General features: G+C 63.1%; 16 protein-coding genes, 1 riboswitch and 1 other annotated feature. Of the genes, 2 read left to right on the forward strand and 14 right to left on the reverse strand.

The window, feature by feature from the left end:
• Positions 1 to 50: 50 nt before the first annotated feature.
• The 4 genes from MR825_RS13585 to lspA all read right to left on the reverse strand — a co-directional run bounded on the left by MR825_RS13585 (position 51) and on the right by lspA (position 3,037).
• Positions 51 to 866, reverse strand: a complete 816-nt coding sequence (locus MR825_RS13585) for an HAD-IIB family hydrolase (RefSeq protein WP_186908422.1) — start codon at positions 864 to 866, stop codon at positions 51 to 53.
• A 3-nt stretch (positions 867 to 869) separates the two neighbouring features.
• Positions 870 to 1,445: an energy-coupled thiamine transporter ThiT gene (locus MR825_RS13590; protein WP_243204820.1), complete on the reverse strand. Its 576-nt coding sequence runs from the start codon at positions 1,443 to 1,445 to the stop codon at positions 870 to 872.
• 74 nt (positions 1,446 to 1,519) lie between these two features.
• A riboswitch (TPP riboswitch) is annotated at positions 1,520 to 1,636 on the reverse strand.
• Between the two features lie 23 nt (positions 1,637 to 1,659).
• Entirely contained in the window at positions 1,660 to 2,574 is a 915-nt protein-coding gene (locus tag MR825_RS13595; protein ID WP_186908421.1) for an RluA family pseudouridine synthase, read from the reverse strand.
• Positions 2,549 to 3,037, reverse strand: coding sequence for a signal peptidase II (gene lspA, locus MR825_RS13600; protein WP_287881187.1), 489 nt, complete (start codon positions 3,035 to 3,037; stop codon positions 2,549 to 2,551). Before lspA ends, MR825_RS13595 begins: the two co-directional genes overlap by 26 nt.
• 177 nt (positions 3,038 to 3,214) lie before the next feature.
• Between lspA and MR825_RS13605 the strand changes: the two genes are divergently transcribed.
• Entirely contained in the window at positions 3,215 to 4,096 is an 882-nt protein-coding gene (locus tag MR825_RS13605) for a glycosyltransferase family 2 protein (protein WP_186908419.1), read from the forward strand.
• A 69-nt stretch (positions 4,097 to 4,165) separates the two neighbouring features.
• Here the strand turns inward: MR825_RS13605 and MR825_RS13610 are convergent, their stop codons facing one another.
• Complete coding sequence (locus MR825_RS13610) at positions 4,166 to 5,656, reverse strand: hypothetical protein (protein WP_186908418.1); 1,491 nt, start codon at positions 5,654 to 5,656, stop codon at positions 4,166 to 4,168.
• A gap of 32 nt (positions 5,657 to 5,688) precedes the next feature.
• Positions 5,689 to 6,822, reverse strand: a complete 1,134-nt coding sequence (locus MR825_RS13615) for a M24 family metallopeptidase (protein ID WP_287881189.1) — start codon at positions 6,820 to 6,822, stop codon at positions 5,689 to 5,691.
• Positions 6,823 to 7,038: 216 nt separating this feature from the next.
• Here MR825_RS13615 and MR825_RS13620 point away from each other — a divergent pair, with 216 nt between their 5' ends.
• Positions 7,039 to 8,022 carry a LysR family transcriptional regulator gene (locus MR825_RS13620; protein ID WP_186908416.1) on the forward strand — a complete coding sequence of 328 codons (984 nt, stop codon included), beginning with the start codon at positions 7,039 to 7,041 and terminating at the stop codon, positions 8,020 to 8,022.
• Between the two features lie 48 nt (positions 8,023 to 8,070).
• On the opposite strand, the gene ileS is transcribed toward MR825_RS13620, so the two are convergent.
• From ileS to MR825_RS13660, 8 genes are all read right to left on the reverse strand, one after another.
• On the reverse strand, positions 8,071 to 10,872 hold the full coding sequence (ileS, locus tag MR825_RS13625; RefSeq protein WP_287881190.1) for an isoleucine--tRNA ligase: 2,802 nt from the start codon (positions 10,870 to 10,872) through the stop codon (positions 8,071 to 8,073).
• Between the two features lie 118 nt (positions 10,873 to 10,990).
• Positions 10,991 to 11,226: a binding site (T-box leader), on the reverse strand.
• Positions 11,227 to 11,305: 79 nt separating this feature from the next.
• Complete coding sequence (locus MR825_RS13630; RefSeq protein ID WP_256174468.1) at positions 11,306 to 12,103, reverse strand: DivIVA domain-containing protein; 798 nt, start codon at positions 12,101 to 12,103, stop codon at positions 11,306 to 11,308.
• A gap of 217 nt (positions 12,104 to 12,320) precedes the next feature.
• Entirely contained in the window at positions 12,321 to 12,815 is a 495-nt protein-coding gene (locus tag MR825_RS13635) for a cell division protein SepF (protein WP_186908413.1), read from the reverse strand.
• Between the two features lie 24 nt (positions 12,816 to 12,839).
• On the reverse strand, positions 12,840 to 13,544 hold the full coding sequence (locus MR825_RS13640; RefSeq protein ID WP_186908412.1) for a YggS family pyridoxal phosphate-dependent enzyme: 705 nt from the start codon (positions 13,542 to 13,544) through the stop codon (positions 12,840 to 12,842).
• Positions 13,545 to 13,589: 45 nt separating this feature from the next.
• Positions 13,590 to 14,870, reverse strand: a complete 1,281-nt coding sequence (locus MR825_RS13645) for an HlyD family efflux transporter periplasmic adaptor subunit (protein ID WP_256174469.1) — start codon at positions 14,868 to 14,870, stop codon at positions 13,590 to 13,592.
• Positions 14,871 to 14,978: 108 nt separating this feature from the next.
• Positions 14,979 to 15,263: an RNA chaperone Hfq gene (gene hfq, locus MR825_RS13650; protein WP_186908410.1), complete on the reverse strand. Its 285-nt coding sequence runs from the start codon at positions 15,261 to 15,263 to the stop codon at positions 14,979 to 14,981.
• Between the two features lie 94 nt (positions 15,264 to 15,357).
• Positions 15,358 to 17,265, reverse strand: coding sequence for a DNA mismatch repair endonuclease MutL (gene mutL / locus MR825_RS13655; protein WP_287881193.1), 1,908 nt, complete (start codon positions 17,263 to 17,265; stop codon positions 15,358 to 15,360).
• A gap of 132 nt (positions 17,266 to 17,397) precedes the next feature.
• Positions 17,398 to 18,127: CPBP family intramembrane glutamic endopeptidase (locus MR825_RS13660; protein ID WP_353845891.1), on the reverse strand; the 730-nt coding region annotated here is incomplete at its 5' end.

Genomic DNA, 18,127 nt, shown 5'->3' on the forward strand with positions numbered 1-18,127 from the left:
GGGACAAGGACCGGGCCCGGCAAATGCCGGGCCCGGTCCTTGTCCCTGTTTTAATATCGCTTATCCAGAATCGCGACGATCTGGGCCACGCAGCTTTCGTCACAGGAGCCCAGAATGCGCGCGCCCCAGTCCCGCACCTCCTGCGCGCAGTTGGACGGGGCGAAGGGAATGGCCGAGACGGCCAGCATGGGGATGTCGTTCTGATTGTCCCCCACGCAGTAAATGTTCCGCTCCTCAATGCCCAGCAGCCGGGCCAGGCAGCGCACCATGCCGCCCTTGGTACTGCCCTTGGCGGTCAGCTCCAGCAGCACGGCGTTGGAGAAGATGGCCTCATAGTGCTCTGCCCAACGTTCCAGGATGTAGCGCTGAACGGACCGCAGCAGGGGATTGCGCTGCTGGAGGATGGCCTTGGTCCAGGGCAGGGGCATCTCCAGGATGGGCCGTTCGGTATAGGCGGCCTGGGCCCGGCGCAGATGATGAAAGGTGACCTCGTTGGGCTGATAGGCATAGATCTCGTCCTGGTGATAGGCCTCAAAGCCGATCTCCGGGAAGCGGCGGGCCACCTCCTGCAGGTCCCGGGCCGCCCGCCGGGGCAGGAAGGTCTCACGGACCACCCGGTCGTCTTGGAAGTCGTACAGGCAGGCGCCGTTGGAGAGGACGACCGGCGCGTTGATGGGTACGCTGGCGGCGTGGGGCGCAAAGGTGGGGTGGGCCCGCCCGGTGGCTACGGTAAAGATCCCGCCCGCGCCGGTAAAATAGTCGAGCGCGCGCCGGTTCTCCTCGGACACCCGCAGGTCGGAGCCGTACAGCGTGTCGTCAAAATCGCTGACCAGAAGCACACCGTTGAACTTGCCCAAATGCGTCACACCTTATTTCTTCAGATCGGCCCCCGTAAAGTACTTTTTCAGCGGTGCATAGAGGATACCGAAAATCACCAGGCACAAAACGATGTCAATGCCCACATAGCTGCCGTTGTAGACCAGCGAGTAGAGGGAGGGGTTATCAAACACCGTGCCGAAGATCTCCGTCGGGGCCACAATCTTATAAATGGTAATACCGCTGATGTAGTGGATGATGAACCGGGCCGCGCCGCCCAGGATGCTGCCCCAGAAAATGCCGCCCGGCTTGCCCTTGCCCAGGCCGGCCACGCCGATGACGCCGAAGGCCAGCACATAGTCCAGCAGGATGGACTGCCAGCCCCAGCTCACCGCGCCCTGGATAAACACCTGGAGAATCCCAAAGGCAAAGCAGGCGATCAAGCCGCCGCCCATGCCCCAGCGTACGCAGAACAGCAGCAGGGGCAGCATCTCCAGCGAGACGGAGCCGCCCTGAGGCAGCTCGAACACCTTCAGCAGCCCCAGCACGAGGGACAGGGCGATCATGATCGCCCCTTCGCAGAGCATCCGCACGCCCAGGTGCGATTTCTGATTGCTTGTGGTTGTCATAGAACAGATTCCTCCCAAAAAGATGTACCGCAGCGCAAACCGGGTGTAGCGCAATGCGGTACGGGAGAAACGACAATGTGTGCCGAATACTCTTCCTACGCCGGCATTACCCGGATCAGGTTCAAGGGACCGTGCGCCGCGATAGGCGTCCATCTCAGCCGGACATGCGTCCAGCGCCCCTGCTATTCGATTTGTCCTGCGGTTACTGCAAATTCTATACCAACTGCCGCAGTTTTGTCAATACCTGCGCAAAATAAGGGGGGAGCGGGCACTCCAGGGTCATGCGCCGTCCCGTCCGTGGGTGGGTGAAGGAGAGCCTGCGGGCGTGCAGGCACTGGCCCGCCAGGCCGGGGTAGGGCTTTTTGGCCCCGTATACCGTGTCCCCCAGCAGGGGATGCCCCAGCTTCGCCATGTGGACCCGGATCTGATGGGTGCGGCCGGTCTCCAGTCGGCACTGGATATGGGTATAGCCCCCCAACCGCTCCAACACCGTCCAGTGGGTCACCGCCTCCCGGCCGTGGAGCACATCCACCGCCATCCGTTTCCGGTCGGTGGGGTGCCGGGCGATGGGTGCGCGGACCGTACCGGCATCCTGCTTCAGATTGCCCACACACACGGCCTCGTATTCCCGGTAAAGGGAGTGATCCTGCAGCTGTTCGGCCAGCGCCAGGTGGGCAAAATCGTTTTTGGCCGCGATGATCAGACCGGAAGTGTCCCGGTCGATCCGGTGCACGATCCCGGGGCGCAGCGCCCCGTTGATGCCCGAGAGGGACGCTCCGCAGTGATACAGCAGCGCGTTGACCAGGGTCCCGTCCGGATGGCCCGGCGCAGGGTGGACCACCAGCCCCACGGGCTTGTTGACCACGATCACGTCGCCGTCCTCGTAGATCACATCCAGCGGGATCTTTTGGGGGAGCACGTCAATCGGGGCAGGGTCGGGCAGGACAACGGTAAACACGTCGCCGGGGGCGGTCTTGTCATTCTTCTTTACCCGCCCGCCGCCGCGGGTGACCGCGCCCTCCTCCAGCAGCCGCTGGGCGGCGGAGCGGGTCAGCTCCGGCAGGGTGCGGGCGAGGAACTGGTCCACCCGCTCCCCGGCCCGGTCAGCCGTCAGATGGAGCGGCGTCATCCTGCTTCTCCCGTTTCTCGTACTTATCGTAGAAAAAGATCACGTACACGCACAGGGCGATGCCCCCCAGCACCACACAGATATCCGCCACATTGAAGACGGGGAAATCCAGGAACAGCGTGCGGAACATATCGGTCACGAAGCGCAGGAAGGCCCGGTCGATCAGGTTGCCCACCGCACCGGCCAGCACCACCGCCAGGGCGCAGCGGGCAAAGGGATGCCGCAGCACGCCCTTTACCAGCGCCGCCGCCAGCGCCACGGAGACCGCCAGGGAGATGATGGTCAGAAGCCAGGTATGCCCGGTAAACAGGGAAAAGGCCGCCCCGGTGTTCTGCACATAGGTCAGGTCCAGCACACCGGGCAGAACGGGAAGGGAGCCCCCCAGCGGAATGTGGGCGCGTACCAAAATTTTCACCGCCTGGTCGAGGGCGACCAGAAGGGCCGCAAGGATCAAATACAGCATAAGCGCTCTCCTTTGCACGCCCATCGGGCGTTTGGTTCCCGGATAGTGTACCACAGGCGCCAAAACATTGCAATGCCCCGCCCCTGTTCCGGCGCGCCTTCGTGCGATCCGCTCTTGCGGCCCGGCGGCGGGCCCATTATAATGGGATTTGAGCACATTACAAAAAGGAGTGTCGTTTTGGAACGCGCAAAGGTCAGCATCATCGTGCCGGTATACAACGTGGCGGCGTATCTTCCCGCCTGTCTGGAGAGCATCCGCGTCCAGACCTGGCGGGAGATCGAGGTCATACTGGTGGACGACGGCAGCACGGACGAAAGCCTCTCCCTGTGCCGCGCGGCGGCGGAGCGGGACGCGCGCTTTCGGGTCATCCATCAGCAAAACGCGGGGGTCTCCGCCGCCCGCAACGCGGGACTGGCGGCGGCTACGGGGCAGTACCTCCAGTTTGTGGACGGGGACGACCGGCTCCTATCCAACGCCACCGAGGTCCTGGTCCACGCCGCTCTGAGCACCGGCACCGACCTGGTGATCGCCCGTTTTTACCGGGTATCCGGTCAGCGCCAGGCGCTGCAGGGGCATATCCGGGGCCGCCGGGTACTCACACGGACGGAGTTTGCAGAGGAGATGGTCAAGGCCCCCGCCAATTTCTACTACGGGGTGCTTTGGAACAAGCTCTACCGCCGCAGCATTGTGGAGGCCCACCAGCTGCGCTGCCCGGAGGAGCTGAGTTGGTGCGAGGATTTTCTGTTCAATCTGGAGTACATCAAATATGTCCGTCTGGTGGCCGCCGTCCCGGAGCCGGTGTGCTGTTATATCAAGCGGGAGGACAGTCTGGTCATGACCCAGCCCACCCTGCGCCGCACTCTGGAGATGAAGCAGAAGACCTTTTCCTATTACAAGGACCTCTATCAGACCCTGGACCTGTACGAGCGGCAAAAGGGCCGGGTCTACCGCTATCTGATCTCCGCCGCCACCGACGGCGGCAGTCTTGCCCTTCCGGAGCTGCCCCGCCTCCCGGCGCGGAAGGGGCGGCGCAGGCGCGCCGCCGTGCAAAGGCCTTGATAACGCCCCGCGACCAGACGGGAGCGCCCGTTCCGCCCTGCAGGCGGACGGGCGCTCCCGTCTGGTCGCTTATAGGAGATAGGCCAGGGCAGTGAATAGAACCGTCATCAGCAGGATGCCCCCCAAGCAGGTTCCTCCTCCGACCCCCCAGAGGAATTTTTGATTTTTTTGAATGCAGGGCCTTGTCAGAAACAGGGGGACATACCCTGCCGACGCCATGGTCATAAAGGAGAACATGGCGGACATGGTCACCGCCGCGCCGTACACCGTTACATTGATCCCGATGGTATCGCCATACGTAATGGCAAAGGGCATAGTCAGCGTCCCTACGATCAATCCCACCGCCGCATTGGCAAATACATTGGTGCAGATCGTAGAGACAAAACAGATCAGCAGCATGAACACAGGGAAGGGCAGTCCGGTGAAAATGGGCTCCATCAACGCGTTGAGCCAGCCCCGTACGCCCAGTTCCGGGTTGGCCAGCATGCCGCCGATCACGTTGAAAATGCACACGGCCAGAACGATGCCCCAGGAAATGCTGCTGCGGAAGGTCTGCTCTTCGTTCAGCAGCGGTTTGCCGTCCTCCCGCAGAAGGAAGAAAATTACCAGCGCCAAGATGAACCAGGTACACTGGTCAAAGGTGGAAAGCGCCTGCCCCAGGGGGCTGTCTGCAGGGAGAAAGGCCATGACCACCGAGTAGGCGATCGCAAACAGGAAAATCAGGCAGGCCAGGACCTGCTTGCGGGTCATACGCAGTTTGCCGCCCTGCTCGCCGCTGATACGGCTCACATCGAAGGCGCGCAGTTTGTCTGCGTCTACACGGCAGGCCTTCATCGTCAGGGCGAACAGGACGATAAACGCCATGGAAAAGACGATGATGGAGAGCATATACACCGCATAGTTCAGCACAATGCCGCTTTGCGCCATAGCGCTCAGTATCGCCCCGAAAATGACCAGCGGCAGGCCCTGGAAGGGGATCAGCGCCATCCCTATGCAGGCGGAAACAAAGGACCCCAGAGACATCCAGCGGTTAAAGCTTCCCTCTTTCTCGTACCCCAGGTTGTCAATGAGCGAATCCAGCAATGCAAGCACGAATACGATGCCGCCAATTTTGGCAAACGCGCCCATGACCCAGGCCGCAAAGAAAAAGACAAAGCAGAACAGGTAGGGCTTTCCCCGAAGCACCTTCCGCGTGAGCAGCCATTTGGAGATAAACTCACCCGCTCCGGTGGAAATAATGGTCTGACAGAGTACGTAGGCAAAAATGATCTGAACCACGGTGGAGTTCCCGAAGGTGGCCGCCATTAGGGAACTGGGGGTATACGCATCTGTGAGCAGGACCGCCAGAAAGCCCAGCAGCGACGGCAAAATCAGCCCAAACTCCGAATTGGAGAGCAGGAAAATCAATCCGAAGAAAATGCCGATCGCCTGAATGCCGGTCTGCGTGATCCCGCCCCACGGCGGGCAGACCCGCCCAAAAACAAAAATGAAAAACAGCCCGACCAGCAGCTTAACGATATAAGCGGTATAGGTTTGCTTTTTGATGCCTGTATCCGGCATACGACTCCCTCCTCTTATCTTTATTCTCACCCTTATCCCATCTCTTCCAGCAGGTCCTCCAGGTAGCTGCTGCCCGTATAGGCGTCCGTAAGGTTCTGCACCCCCGTTTCCGTGACCGCGTAAGTATTGCCGTACAGCAGTCCGTCCGATCGCCCCACCACGCTGGGATGCAGCGTCAGGATCATATTGGGCTTGAGCTCCATTTTATTGGGCGCGCCGATATCAATACCGTCCCCCAAATCCGCGCCCATGCCGTGACCGGACCATACGCCCGCGTGACAGCCGCGCTTTTTCACAACCTGCGCAATGGCCTCGTCCACGTCGCAGATCCGGTTTCCGGGCCGCGCCGCCGCCTCGCCGGCTGCCAGCGCCTCCCGGATCACCTGGAGCACTTCATACGCCTCCGGCGCACAGCCCCGCTCCAGAAAGATCGGGCGCACCATCTGCGTCCAGTAGCCGCCCGGCCCCGCCATCTCACAGGAGTAAATGAACACCTCATTGGGCCGGATCGGCTTGTTCTGGGCGCGCGTGATAAACGTGTGGGGTTTTTCCGCGCGGATGAGCACCAGACTGTCCTCCGCGCCGCGGGCCCGCAAAAAGCCCTCCGCGCCCCCCACGATCTCCTGTTCCGTGACCCCGGGGCGGATGTGCTTGAGCACCCATTCGAAGGAACCCACCGCGATCTGTGAGGCGGCGCGGATCAGCTCCAGCTCATATTCAGACTTGGGGGCCCGCAGCTCCGTCAGCCGGGCTGTAATATCCACAAATTCCGCATTTGTGTCCGTCAGTTCGCGGTAGATGCAAATGGGAAGTTCCTTTGGCTCATAAAGTCCGATCCTGGGGTGCTCCTGCGGCAGGGATCGGATAAAAGCCAGCACCTCCTGGAGCATATCGCCGCATCGGATGTTCTCTTCGGGAAGCCAGCTCAACGTCCGGGCATGGAACTGCTGCCCCACGGTCGGGACCAGCAGGTTCAGCATGCCGCCCCTGGCCATATATGCAAAATCCCGGCGTGTGTTCAGCGTATAATTGGTCGCGTATTTCACCGCCATCTGGCAGGTCTGCTGGGCGGTGGAGGTAAAAATCAACGCGTCCAACCCCGCCTGTTCCATAAGCTGGTTGAACAGCTCCAATCTCCGGTCCCGTTCTTTTCTGCGCTCATCCATAGCCGCTTGCCTCCAATTATCGTTTTGAGAAGCGCTTCTCTCTGGATTCAGCATAATTGCGGACGGTGGATTCGTCAAATTAGAATATGCGATCACACCGATAAGAAAAATCTATTGTGCCATTTGTACATTCCCCATGAAGTCCGCCTTCTTTTGTGTTATACTGGACCCAGCGCCGGCAAAATCCATTCTCTGCAGAAATAAGGTGATTGCTGTATGAATCTGGAGAAAATCAAATGTTTTGTGGATATCGTCAAGTATAACAGTTTTACAAAGGCCGCCCAGGAAAACTATATTACTCAGGCGGCCATCAGCCAGCAAATCGCCTCGATGGAAGCGGAACTCGGCTTTCCGCTGTTCGTGCGCAGCAAACGCGGATTTACCGTGACCGACTCCGGAAAGTCATTTTACGAGAGCAGCCTGCGTCTGCTTGCTCTCTATTCCCGTTCGCTTTCCCGTGCCCGGTGCATTGCGCATAACCTTTCCGGATATATTTCCCTGGGAATCTGGCCGGGCCTGGATACCACCCACACCTACTGCGTGATCCAGCGTCTGCTCCAGGCATATCCCAGCATGCAGATCACGATCCGCCCGGGCACTCCAACCGAATTATTTCATAAATATACGGTCGGCAAGCTGGCTATGGCGATCGCAATGCCCTATGATTTCAGCGACAATACCATCTCCGACGCTGTGATCGAGCCCTTGCTCACCTGCGGGTGGCGGCTGTTTGTCTCCCGCGATCACCCTCTGGCACAATTTGACGCCGTGGATATTGCCGATATCCGCAATGAAAAGTTTGCCGTTCAGGGGGAAGAGAGCATCGGTTTTCAGACCTATAATCTTACGGTAACCGAGCAGATGCTCAATCACCATGCGCTTTCCCCCGCCTTTGTTGTGCCAAATTTCGACACGCAGCAGATGCTCGTGGCCACAAATCAGGCCGTTATGCTCTTGCCGGAATGCTGCCATCCAACGGTTCCGGCCTTGTTTCAGTCCATTCGCCTGACCGGATATCCGGAGACCTGCACCTTTTCCGCCATTTGGCGCTCTCATTCGGCGAGTCCGGTCCTGTTGGCCTATGCCGCCCTGCTCAAGGAGTATTTTGCCGCACGTTCAGCCGGGGCCTGCGCTTTCCCGCCCCTGGATGCCGCTTCCTTTCCAGCCTGTTTCGGTGAAAATGCAAGAGCAGAGGCATAAAAGCCTCTGCTCTTGCATTTTTCTCGGGACAGGCCGTCCCCGGCCGCATCAGCCCTGTCCCCGGACCACGCCGGCGCAGCGGGGACAGAGGTCGGGGTGCTCGGGATCCCCGCCCACGTGCTCGTTGTGGTTCCAGCAGCGGGGACACTTGGGCGCGTCGGAAAGCCGGACGGCGATGGTGCAGGGGATGCGGCACTCGTCGGCCCGCTCGCCCTCCAGGCTGCCGGTCGTCACGATGACGCTGGACACGATGCACAGGGTGGCAAGGTCCTCCCCCGCCAGGAAGGCCGCGTCCTGCTCCGACACGGAGAGGGTCACTTCGGTATCCTGCGCCTTCTTGAACACCCCGGCGGTGCGGGCGTTCTCCAGGGCCTTGTTGACCGCGTCCCGCAGGGAGACCAGCTTTTCCCACCGCTCCTGATCGGCCCCGGCGAGGGCGAAGGCGGCGTTGTCGCCGGGCATGTCATTGAAGAGCACGCTCTCGGCGTCCGCGTCGCTGCCGTGGCGCATGGCATGCCAGATCTCGTCCGAGGTGAAGGCCAGAATGGGGGCGATGAGCCGGGTCATGCCGTCCAGGATGACGTACAGGGCGGTCTGGGCGGAGCGGCGGGCCGCCTCATCCCCGCAGTAGAGCCGGTCCTTGATGATATCCAGATAGAAGTTGGACAGGTCCACCACGCAGAAGTTGTACACGGCGCGGTACACGGCGTGGAATTCATAGCGGTCATAGGCGGCGCGGACGGTCTTCACCAGCTGGTTAAAGAGGTGCAGGGCATAGCGGTCCAGTCCCATCAGGTGTTCGGCCGCCACCAAATCGGCGTCGGGGTCAAAGTCGCACAGGTTGCCCAGCATGTACCGGGCGGTGTTGCGGATCTTGAGGTACGCCTGGGAGAGCTGCTTCATGATGTCGCCGGAAATACGCATATCCTGGGTATAGTCGGCGCTGGCCACCCACAGGCGCAGCATGTCCGCGCCGTAGTCCTTGATGACCTCCTCCGGCCCCACGGCGTTGCCCAGGGACTTGTGCATGGCCTTGCCCTCGCCGTCCACGGTCCAGCCGTGGGTGATGATCTGCTTGTAGGGCGCCACGCCCTTGGCGGCGATGGAGGTGAGCATGGAAGACTGGAACCAGCCGCGGTACTGGTCGCCTCCCTCCAGGTACACGTCGGCGGGGAAGTGGAGGTAGGGGCGCTCATCCAAAACGGCGGCGTGGGTGGAGCCGGAGTCGAACCACACGTCCATGATGTCCGACTCCTTGGTGAAGTGGGCGTGCCCGCACTCCGGGCAGACAAGGCCCTCGGGGACCAGCTCGTCGGCAGTCTTGTCAAACCAGATGTTGGAGCCGTGCGCCCGGAACAGGTCGGAGACGCGCCGGATGGTCTCCGGCGTGACGATGTCCTTGCCGCACTTGGCGCAGTAGAAGATGGGGATGGGTACGCCCCACACCCGCTGGCGGCTGATGCACCAGTCGTTGCGCTCGGTGATCATGCCCGTCATGCGGTCCTTGCCCCAGTCGGGCTTCCACTGGATGCCGTCGCAGGCCTTCACCGCCGCGTCCTTGATGGCGTCCACGGAGCAGAACCACTGCTCCGTAGCCCGGTAAATAATGGGATGCTTGCAGCGCCAGCAGTGCGGATAGGAGTGGGTGATGTTCTCCTTGGCCAGCAGGAAGCCCTCGGCCTCCAGGTCCTCCACCACCAGGTCGTTGCCCTTGGCATAGAACTGGCCGTTGTAACGCTCGTCGGTCATGACGCCCCTGGCGTTCACCGGCACGGGCACGCCGATGTTGGTCTTGCCCGCCTTGTCGTAAGCGCGGCAGATGTTGAAGTCGTCGGCGCCGAAGCCGGGGGCGGTGTGGACGCAGCCGGTGCCGGCGTCCAGGGTCACATGTTCGCCGCACAGCAGCACGCTCTCCCGGTCAAAGAGGGGATGCTTGGCGGTCATCAGCTCGAACGCGCTGCCCTTGAGGGTGGCCAGCACCCTGCAGGCGGCATAGTCGATGCCCGCGGCCTTGCATACGCGCTCCGCCAGGTCCCTGGCCAGGATATACACCTCCCCGTTGGGGGCCTGGAGCAGCACATAGTCGAAGTCCGCGTTGACGCAGATGGCCATGTTGCCCGGGATGGTCCAGGGCGTGGTGGTCCAGATGACGAAATAGGTCCTGCTCAGGTCGGCGTACTGCGCCAGCCTGCCCTTGTCGTCACGGACGGGGAACTTGACGAACAGGGTGGTGCAGGGATCGTCGGCATACTCGATCTCCGCCTCGGCCAGGGCGGTCTGGTCATTGGGGCACCAGTACACCGGCTTCATGCCCTTGAAGATAAAGCCCTTTTCCGCCATCTTGCCGAAAATCTCCACCTGCTTTGCCTCAAAGGCGGGCTTGAGGGTCAGGTAAGGATCGTCCCACTCGCCCAGCACCCCCAGGCGCTTGAACTGCTCCCGCTGCTTGTCCACAAAGTCCAGGGCATACTCCTTGCACTTTTCCCGGAACTGGGCGGTGGTCAGCTCGTCCCGCTTGATCTTCTTGTTCTTCAGAATGGCGCTCTCGATGGGCAGGCCGTGGGTATCCCAGCCGGGCACATAGGGGGCGCACCAGCCCGTCATGTTCCGGTGCTTGACGATGATGTCCTTCAGGATCTTGTTCAGGGCAGTGCCGAGGTGGATGTTGCCGTTGGCGTAGGGAGGGCCGTCATGGAGAACGAACAGGGGCTTGCCCTCGTTCTTTTTCATCAGCTTGTGGTACAGGTCGTGGTCGTACATGGCCTGGAGCATCTCCGGCTCCCGGCGGGGCAGCCCCGCCCGCATGGGGAAATCGGTCTGAGGCAGGTGGACGGTCTGGTTGTAGTCCATAGGTGGGTTCTCCTTTATGCTGAATTTTGTTTTCGATCCATTGGCGGAAAGGCCGTCCTCCCGGCCTGCTTCCGGCGCGTGAGGGCGGGGGAGGGACAAAAAACGCGCCTTTGTCTCTGTAAGAGACAAAGGCGCAAACCTCTGCGGTACCACTCTTCTTGCCGCGGACGCGCCGCAGCCCCTCGAAGGCCGGTAACGGGGCCAGCCGTCCCCGCTTACAGAGGGAAACCCGTTTCCCTGTTCAGCGGGGCGCTCCAAGGTGATCTTCCCGGCCCCTCCCGTCCGCCTTGCACCCAAACGGCGGCTCTCTGCACAGGAGCGGGGGACGGTACTCGTCCTCTTCTCAGCGTTTTTCGGAATAAAAGATACTCCAGGACGCTTTGTTCTGCGTCCTGGAGTATCTTACATGTTTGCAGGGCTTCTGTCAAGTGGGTTATTTGATTTCGTAGTCCCGGCCGAACTGAAGATGGTCGAAGTCGATGCGGCGGGTGGGCTCGGCGGGTTCCTCCGGCATGTCGGCCTCCTCCAGGGGGGTGCGCACCGGGCGCTTGGCGCGCTCGCCCTCGGCCGGGTTCAGGTTGAGCTCCAGCAGCTCGGCGTACAGCCCGCCGTCCTTTTCCTGCACGGGCACTTCCACACGGGCCGTTCCGCCGCTCAGGTCCAGGGTGTCCTCCGCGTCCTCCGGAGCCTGGGGGCCTTCCGGAGCCACCAGCTTCTCCACACTGGCCTCGATGTCCTGGGCGGCGGCGGCCACGGGGTCGGGGCCCTTGGGGGCGGGAGCCACAAGGGAAGACAGGCCGTTGAGATAGTCCATCTCGTGCTGATAGAGCCCCTGAAGCTTGGCCACATAGGCGGCGGTGGAGCCGCGGGCGGCGGCAAGGCGCGCCTCCTCATTGGCGATCTCCTGCCGCAGCTCTCCCATGCGCGTCTTGGCGGAGGTCTCCGCGTCCCGCAGAAGCTCGGCCTTTTTGCTCTCCGCCTCGGCCACCATGTCGTCGGCGATGCGCTGGGCGGTCAGCAGCGCCTTGCGCATGGCCTCTTCGGTGGAGCGGTACTCCTCCAGCTTGTCCACCAGGACCTTCATTTTGGCCTTGAGGGTGGCGTTTTCCTTGTAAAGGGTGGTGTAATCCGCCGTCAATACGTCCAGAAATTCATCCACCATGGCCATGTTGTAGCCGCCGAAAGACGCTTTGGCAAAGGCGTGCTCGGAAACTTCCTGCGGTGTCAGCATCGTTTTTCCCCCGCTTTATGTACAAAATGAATGGAATGCTTGGTCAAGAATACGGCCCGTTGTTCCGCCCCGCCCGATGCTTCGCATCGTGCGGGGCCCCCTTTGGCCTGCGCGGATGAAGCGGATCCGCCCGGCAGCAAGGTTTTGGCTGCGCCAAAACGCTTGGGACGCCGGACTCCCGGCGGGACAACGCGGACGCCGCTTCCTTCCTCCTGCGTCAGAAATACAGTCCGTTATTCTCCAGCTCGTCGATCAGATCGCCTAAAATATCCACGTTGTAGGGCGTGATGATGTAGGTGGAGATGGCCACCTTTTTAATCTTGCCCTCGTTGGCATAGGCCACGCCGGAAAGGAAGTCCAGCAGGCGGCGGGCGATGTCCTTATTGGTGGACTCCAGATTGAGCACCACGGTGCGCTTTTCCCGCAGGTGGTCTGCGATCTCGGAGGCGTTCTCAAACCGCTCGGGCTTGACGAGCACCACCTGAAGCTGGGTGGTGGTGTGGATGTTCACCACCTTGTTGCTACGCCGCTCGGGCGTGCTTTCGCTGGGGAACAGGGCGCCGGTGTCCTGCTTGGCGCTCTTGCGCTCCATCCGGTCGGTACGGTCCATCCGCTCACTGCGGGAGACGGGCTCGAAGTCCTCGAACTCCTCCTCGTCCTCTTCGTCCTCATAGGGGCGCGCCAAGCGCTTGAGCTCATCAATAAATCCCATTTCGGTCAACCTCCCGAATTTCATTCACCGTGTATGCAGCGGCGGACGCGGCCCAAACAGGGCGGTGCCCACCCGCACCAGAGTGGCCCCTTCCCGCACGGCGTCCTCATAATCGCCGCTCATGCCCATGGAAAGGCAGTTAATAACAGTCCCATTATCGTCCATTTCAGTTCTTATGTCAACATAAAGCTGATACATTTTTGCAAAAAAAGGGCGATTTCCGCCGCTGCCTGCCACAGGCGGGATGGCCATCAGCCCCCGCAGGCGCACATGGGGCAGCGCCATGGCCTGCCGTGCCAGGCCGGGCACTTCGTCGGGAGACACGCCGCTTTTGCTCGCCTCCCCGCCCACATTGACCTCCAGCAGGATGTCCTGTACCAGGTCCAGCCTGGCGGCCTGCGCCTCCACGGCCTGAAGCAGTCGGGCGGAATCCACCGACTCCAGCAGATCCACCCGCCCCACCACCTGCCGGACCTTATTGGTCTGCAGGTGGCCGATGAAATGCAGGCGGGCCCCCGCGTAGGCGTTCTCCTCCAGATGGGCGGTCATCTCCTGCACCCGGTTCTCCCCGCACGCCGTGATCCCGGCGGCAATGGCCTGCCGGATGGTATCCGAGGTCTGCACCTTCGTGGCGGCCACCAGGGTGACCGCCTCCGGCTCCCGTCCCGCCTCCCGGGCGGCGGCGGCGATTTTTTCCTTTACCCGCGCAATCTGTTCCGCAAGGGACATCAAAACGCACCTCCTGAAACGTCTTCGGCGTCAAAACATGCGGCCCTACCGCACGACTTTTCCATCAAACAGATCCTCGGCGGCCACAATGATCTCATCCCCCGCCCGCAGGGCCTTTTTCGCTTCGGCGGCGCTGCCCGCAGAAGCTGCCTGCACCAGGCAGAAGTCGTCCTGCTGGGCCAGCACCGTCACAGGCTTGAACTCCGCCTGCGCTCCCACCAGGGCGTATACGCCGTTGATCTGGACCTGCCGCTTCTCCCCGGTGTCCTCGTCGGTGACGGTCCGCTCCTCCACCCGGAGGGCCGCCTTGGGTACCCGGATCCCGGTCCGGGTCTCAAAGATCAGCTCCACCGTCTGGCGGCGCAGCAGGGTGGTGTCCGACAGGTAGCGGTCCGTGGAAAGCACCGCCACGCAGCGGCCGTTCTCCGCCGCTCCGATGCGCTCCACATCCATCTCCACCTGGCCCGACCAGTCCCGGGAAAAGCGCACGGCGATGGTACCGCCCTCATTCAGGCGCTCGGCGTCGCGCTCGGACAGCGGACAGACGAAATACCACCGGGCGCTGGTCACCAGCTTCCCGATGGCATTGCCATCGGCCTGGGGCCTCTGATTGGCCAGGCTGGTCAGGTCGGCCGGGGTCAGGGAGGACAGCATCTCAGGGGTAAGCAGCCCCTCATATCCATCCACCTGGCCGGAAAACACGCCCGCCTGCGCGGCGCTCACCCGGGCGGTATCCAGGGCGGCCTGATTGCTCAGGGCCTGGATCTGCGCGTCCACGGCAAGGATGGCGTCCTCCAGACCGGCCCCACCGTCCCCCTCGCCATAGGTGTATTCCCGCTTGTACACCAGCGATTTGAGGGACATGGTCTCCTCCTCCAGCCCCGTCAGGTCCCCGGCTGCCACCGAGGAGCGCAGCGCCACGATGGCGCCGATGACCTGCTGGCTGAGCTGGGCGGTATCCCCCCCGGCGGCGGATTGGGCCAGGACGTACTGGAGCTGTTCCCGCTCCAGCGTCAGGGCCTGGATCTGCTGCTTGCGGTCCAGGCCCGCCTCGCTCTGATAGACCAGGGCCACCGTCTCGCCCCTGGCGACCTTTTCCCCCTCCTCCGGCAGGAGGTCCACGATGCCGCCGGTCCCGGCGAGCACCGTCTCCTCCCGCACCACAAAGCCGGTGCACTCCACTGCGTCGTCTACCGCGTAGGCATAGGAGACCACCGTGGAAAAGGGGTCGGTCAGGCTGTTCCAGGCCGACACCGCCAGGTAGAGCACCACGGCCCCCAGCAGCACCAGCATGATGATTCGGTTGATGGCGTTTCCTTGTTTCATAGGCTTGTCCCTTGTTTATGTAGCGATGTTTCGCGCCGGGGCCCCGGCCCGTACGGCGGCCTGCTCCGGCAGACGGAGGCCGCCCCGCAGGGGCCTTCTGCCTTCGCCCTACCGTCCGTCCGGCGCGCCTTCCGCCGGGCTCCGCCCCGCCTGCGGCGCGGGCGACGCCTCGTCCTCGCTCAAATCCACGGCCCGCTCCGGCGTGATGGTGGAGATCGCGTGCTTGTAGATGACTTGCTGCTTGCCCTCGCTCATAAGGACCACCACAAAGGCGTCATAGCCTGCAATAACGCCCCGGAGCTGGTAGCCGTTGATGAGGAACACGGTGACGTGGGCCCGGGTCTTACGGGCGCGGAGCAGGAACCGGTCCTGCAGGTTGTTTGTCTTTTGCATTTGGATGCACTCCTTCTTTCTGTTGGGTGCATCCAATATATACCATTTTATCCAATGGATCAACTCGCATTTTGTCGAAGGGCCGAAATATCGGTCACGCCCGCCCGAACCGCTTCTCCAGCTGCTGCCGCGTCAGTTCAATCGCCACCGGACGGCCGTGGGGGCAGTATTTGACCGTGCCGTCCATGACGGCTTCGGCCAGGCGCTGCAGCTCCTGGGGCCCGTTCCTCTGGCCGCCCTTGACGGCGGCCTTGCAGGCCATGGTGTGCAGCAAGGCGTCCCGGGCCGCCTCCGGATCGGCCCGGCCGGTGATGAGCAGCCGGCCCGCCAGCTCCGTGAGTACGCCCTCGATCTCCCCGGCGGCCACATCGCCGGGGGCCGCCCGGACAATGAGCGCTCCGCCGCCAAACTCCTCCGCCTCGAACCCGAAGCGGCGCAGCAGGGGAAGCTGGGCCAGCAGGGCCGCCCCCTCCTCGGCGGGAGGCGTAAAGACCACCGGCGTCAGCAGGGCCTGCACCATGGGCTGGTACCCCTCGGCCTTGAGCCGGTCGAAATTGAGCCGCTCATGGGCGGCGTGTTTATCGATCAGGAGGATCTTGTCGCCCTGTTCCACGATGATGTAAGTATGGAGCACCTCGCCCGCCATACGCCACGGCTCCGGCGCGGGGGCCGGGGCCGCCGCGCGGTCTTCCTCCGGCGCAGCGGGGGCGCGGAGCGGGCGGGGCGGCGCCGGGACGGCCGCGCAGCCCGGCGCTCCGGCGCCGGAAGCGCCCACCGCAGCCGCGGGCGCTTGCGGGACCGGCCGCGCGGAGGCGGTCCCGCCGCGAGCGTCCGGGCAGGGCGGCTGCTTCGGCGCGGTCACGTCGCGCAGGGGCAGGGCGGGGGAGCCGTGTTCCTGGCGGAAGGCCTGCGCCGTCTGATTCCGGAAGGCCGTCTGGCTGGGGGCGGCGGTATCCCGCACGGCGGCGCGGAGGGGGCGCTCCCGCGCGCCCCCCTCCAGCTGCGGACGGGTACGGTCGGCCTCCAGCGCAGACTTGACGGCGTAATACACCGCGTCGAACACCCGCTTTTCCGAGCCGAATTTGACCTCCTGCTTGGTCGGGTGGACGTTCACGTCCACGGCGTTGAGGCGGGTGTTCAAATGCAGCACGCAGCCGGGAAACTTGCCCACCATCTTCTGGTTGGCATAGGCCTCCTCCACCGCAGCGGTCATGGTGCGGCTTTTCACATACCGGCCGTTCACAAAAAAGTGCTGATAGCCCCGGGTCCCCCGGCAGCAGGTGGGCAGGGAGGTAAAGCCGGCGACCGTCATCTCCTCGCCGGAGCCGCCGACCGGCACGAAGCCCAGGGCCAGATCCCGGCCCAGCACGGCGTAGAGGGCGGACTGGAGCTTCCCGTCGCCGGGGGTGCGCAGCTCCTGCTTCCCGTCCCGGAGGAATTTGACGCTCACCTCCGGATGGGACAGGGCCACCCGCTGCACCATGGCAAAGCAGGCCGCCCCTTCGGCGGCGTCCTTCTTCATGAATTTCAGGCGGGCCGGGGTATTGTAGAACAGGTCCCGCACCACCATCGTGGTACCCTGCGGGCACCCCGCCTCGTCCCGGGCGACCACCGCGCCCCCCTCCAGGGAGAGGGCGATCCCCAGCTGCGCCCCCTGAGCGCGGGTGAGCAGTTCCACCCGGGAGACGGCGGAGATGGCCGCCAGCGCCTCGCCCCGGAAGCCCAGGGTGCCGATGGCCTCCAGGTCGTATTCGCTTCGGATCTTGCTGGTGGCATGGCGCAGGAAGGCGGTCTCCGCCTCCCCGGCGGCAATGCCGCAGCCGTCGTCGGTGACCCGGATCAGGGTCATGCCGCCGTGCTGGACCTCCACCGTCACCGTGGCGGCGGCGGCGTCGATGGCGTTTTCCATGAGTTCCTTGACCACCGACGCGGGCCGCTCCACCACTTCGCCGGCGGCGATCAGGTCGGCCACGTGGGGCTCTAATTGCTGGATGTGAGGCATCTCATTCTCCTTCCATGGGGCTGCCCGTACACCGGTGCCCCGGAGTACGGGCGTTTTCCCCGCAGGGAAGACGGAACTCCGGCCGGCGTCCCTCCGGACGGTCTGCGCAGCCGCTAAAGGGCCCCGGCGGGATCAACGGATCGCGTGAACCAGGGCGGCGGCGTTGAGGACCATGTGCAGGGCCACGGGGGTCCAGACGGAGCCGCCGTTGTCATAGCTCCAGCACAGGGCCAGGGACATGGGCACGTACTGCGCAAACAGCAGCAGGTAGCGCAGGTCCATCCCGTTGTAGGTAAACACGAACTGCCATACGCAGTACACCGCGAAGAGCAGGGTGGAGAGCCCATAGGCCAGCGCCCGGCTGTACCGCCGCACCGCGCCGAACAGCAGCCCCCGGAACAGGGCCTCCTCCACGATGGGCATCAGCACCACCACGATGACCACCGTGGCCGCGGGAGACATGGCGTACTGCTCCAGGTAGTTGTAGACGTTCGGATTTTCCACCGGATAGGGCAGGCGCATCACCAGGAAATGGAGCGCCCCCGCCCCCACAAGGCCGGTGCCAAAGGCAAACAGGTTCTCGGGCAGCCAGTCCAGAAGCAGGTAGAAACCGTTTTTCAAAAAGCTCCAGAACACCAGAAAGACCAGGGTCACCGAGAGCAGGTAATAGATCACGCTGGCCTCGGCCACGGGCAGCTCGCCCCCGAACGAGCGTTGGATCAAGCCCATCAGGAAAGGGAAGGCCAGCACGTACAGCGCGAAAAACACCCACCCCCGTCCCTCCTCCGCGCGGGTAAGCTGGCTGCGCCACTGGCGGCGGTGTTTCGGCATGTCGGTCATCTCCTTCTTTTCACGGCTCTCG

It is taken from the genome of Lawsonibacter sp., from assembly GCF_022777125.1.
Taxonomy (GTDB): Bacteria; Bacillota; Clostridia; order Oscillospirales; family Oscillospiraceae; genus Lawsonibacter_A; species Lawsonibacter_A hominis.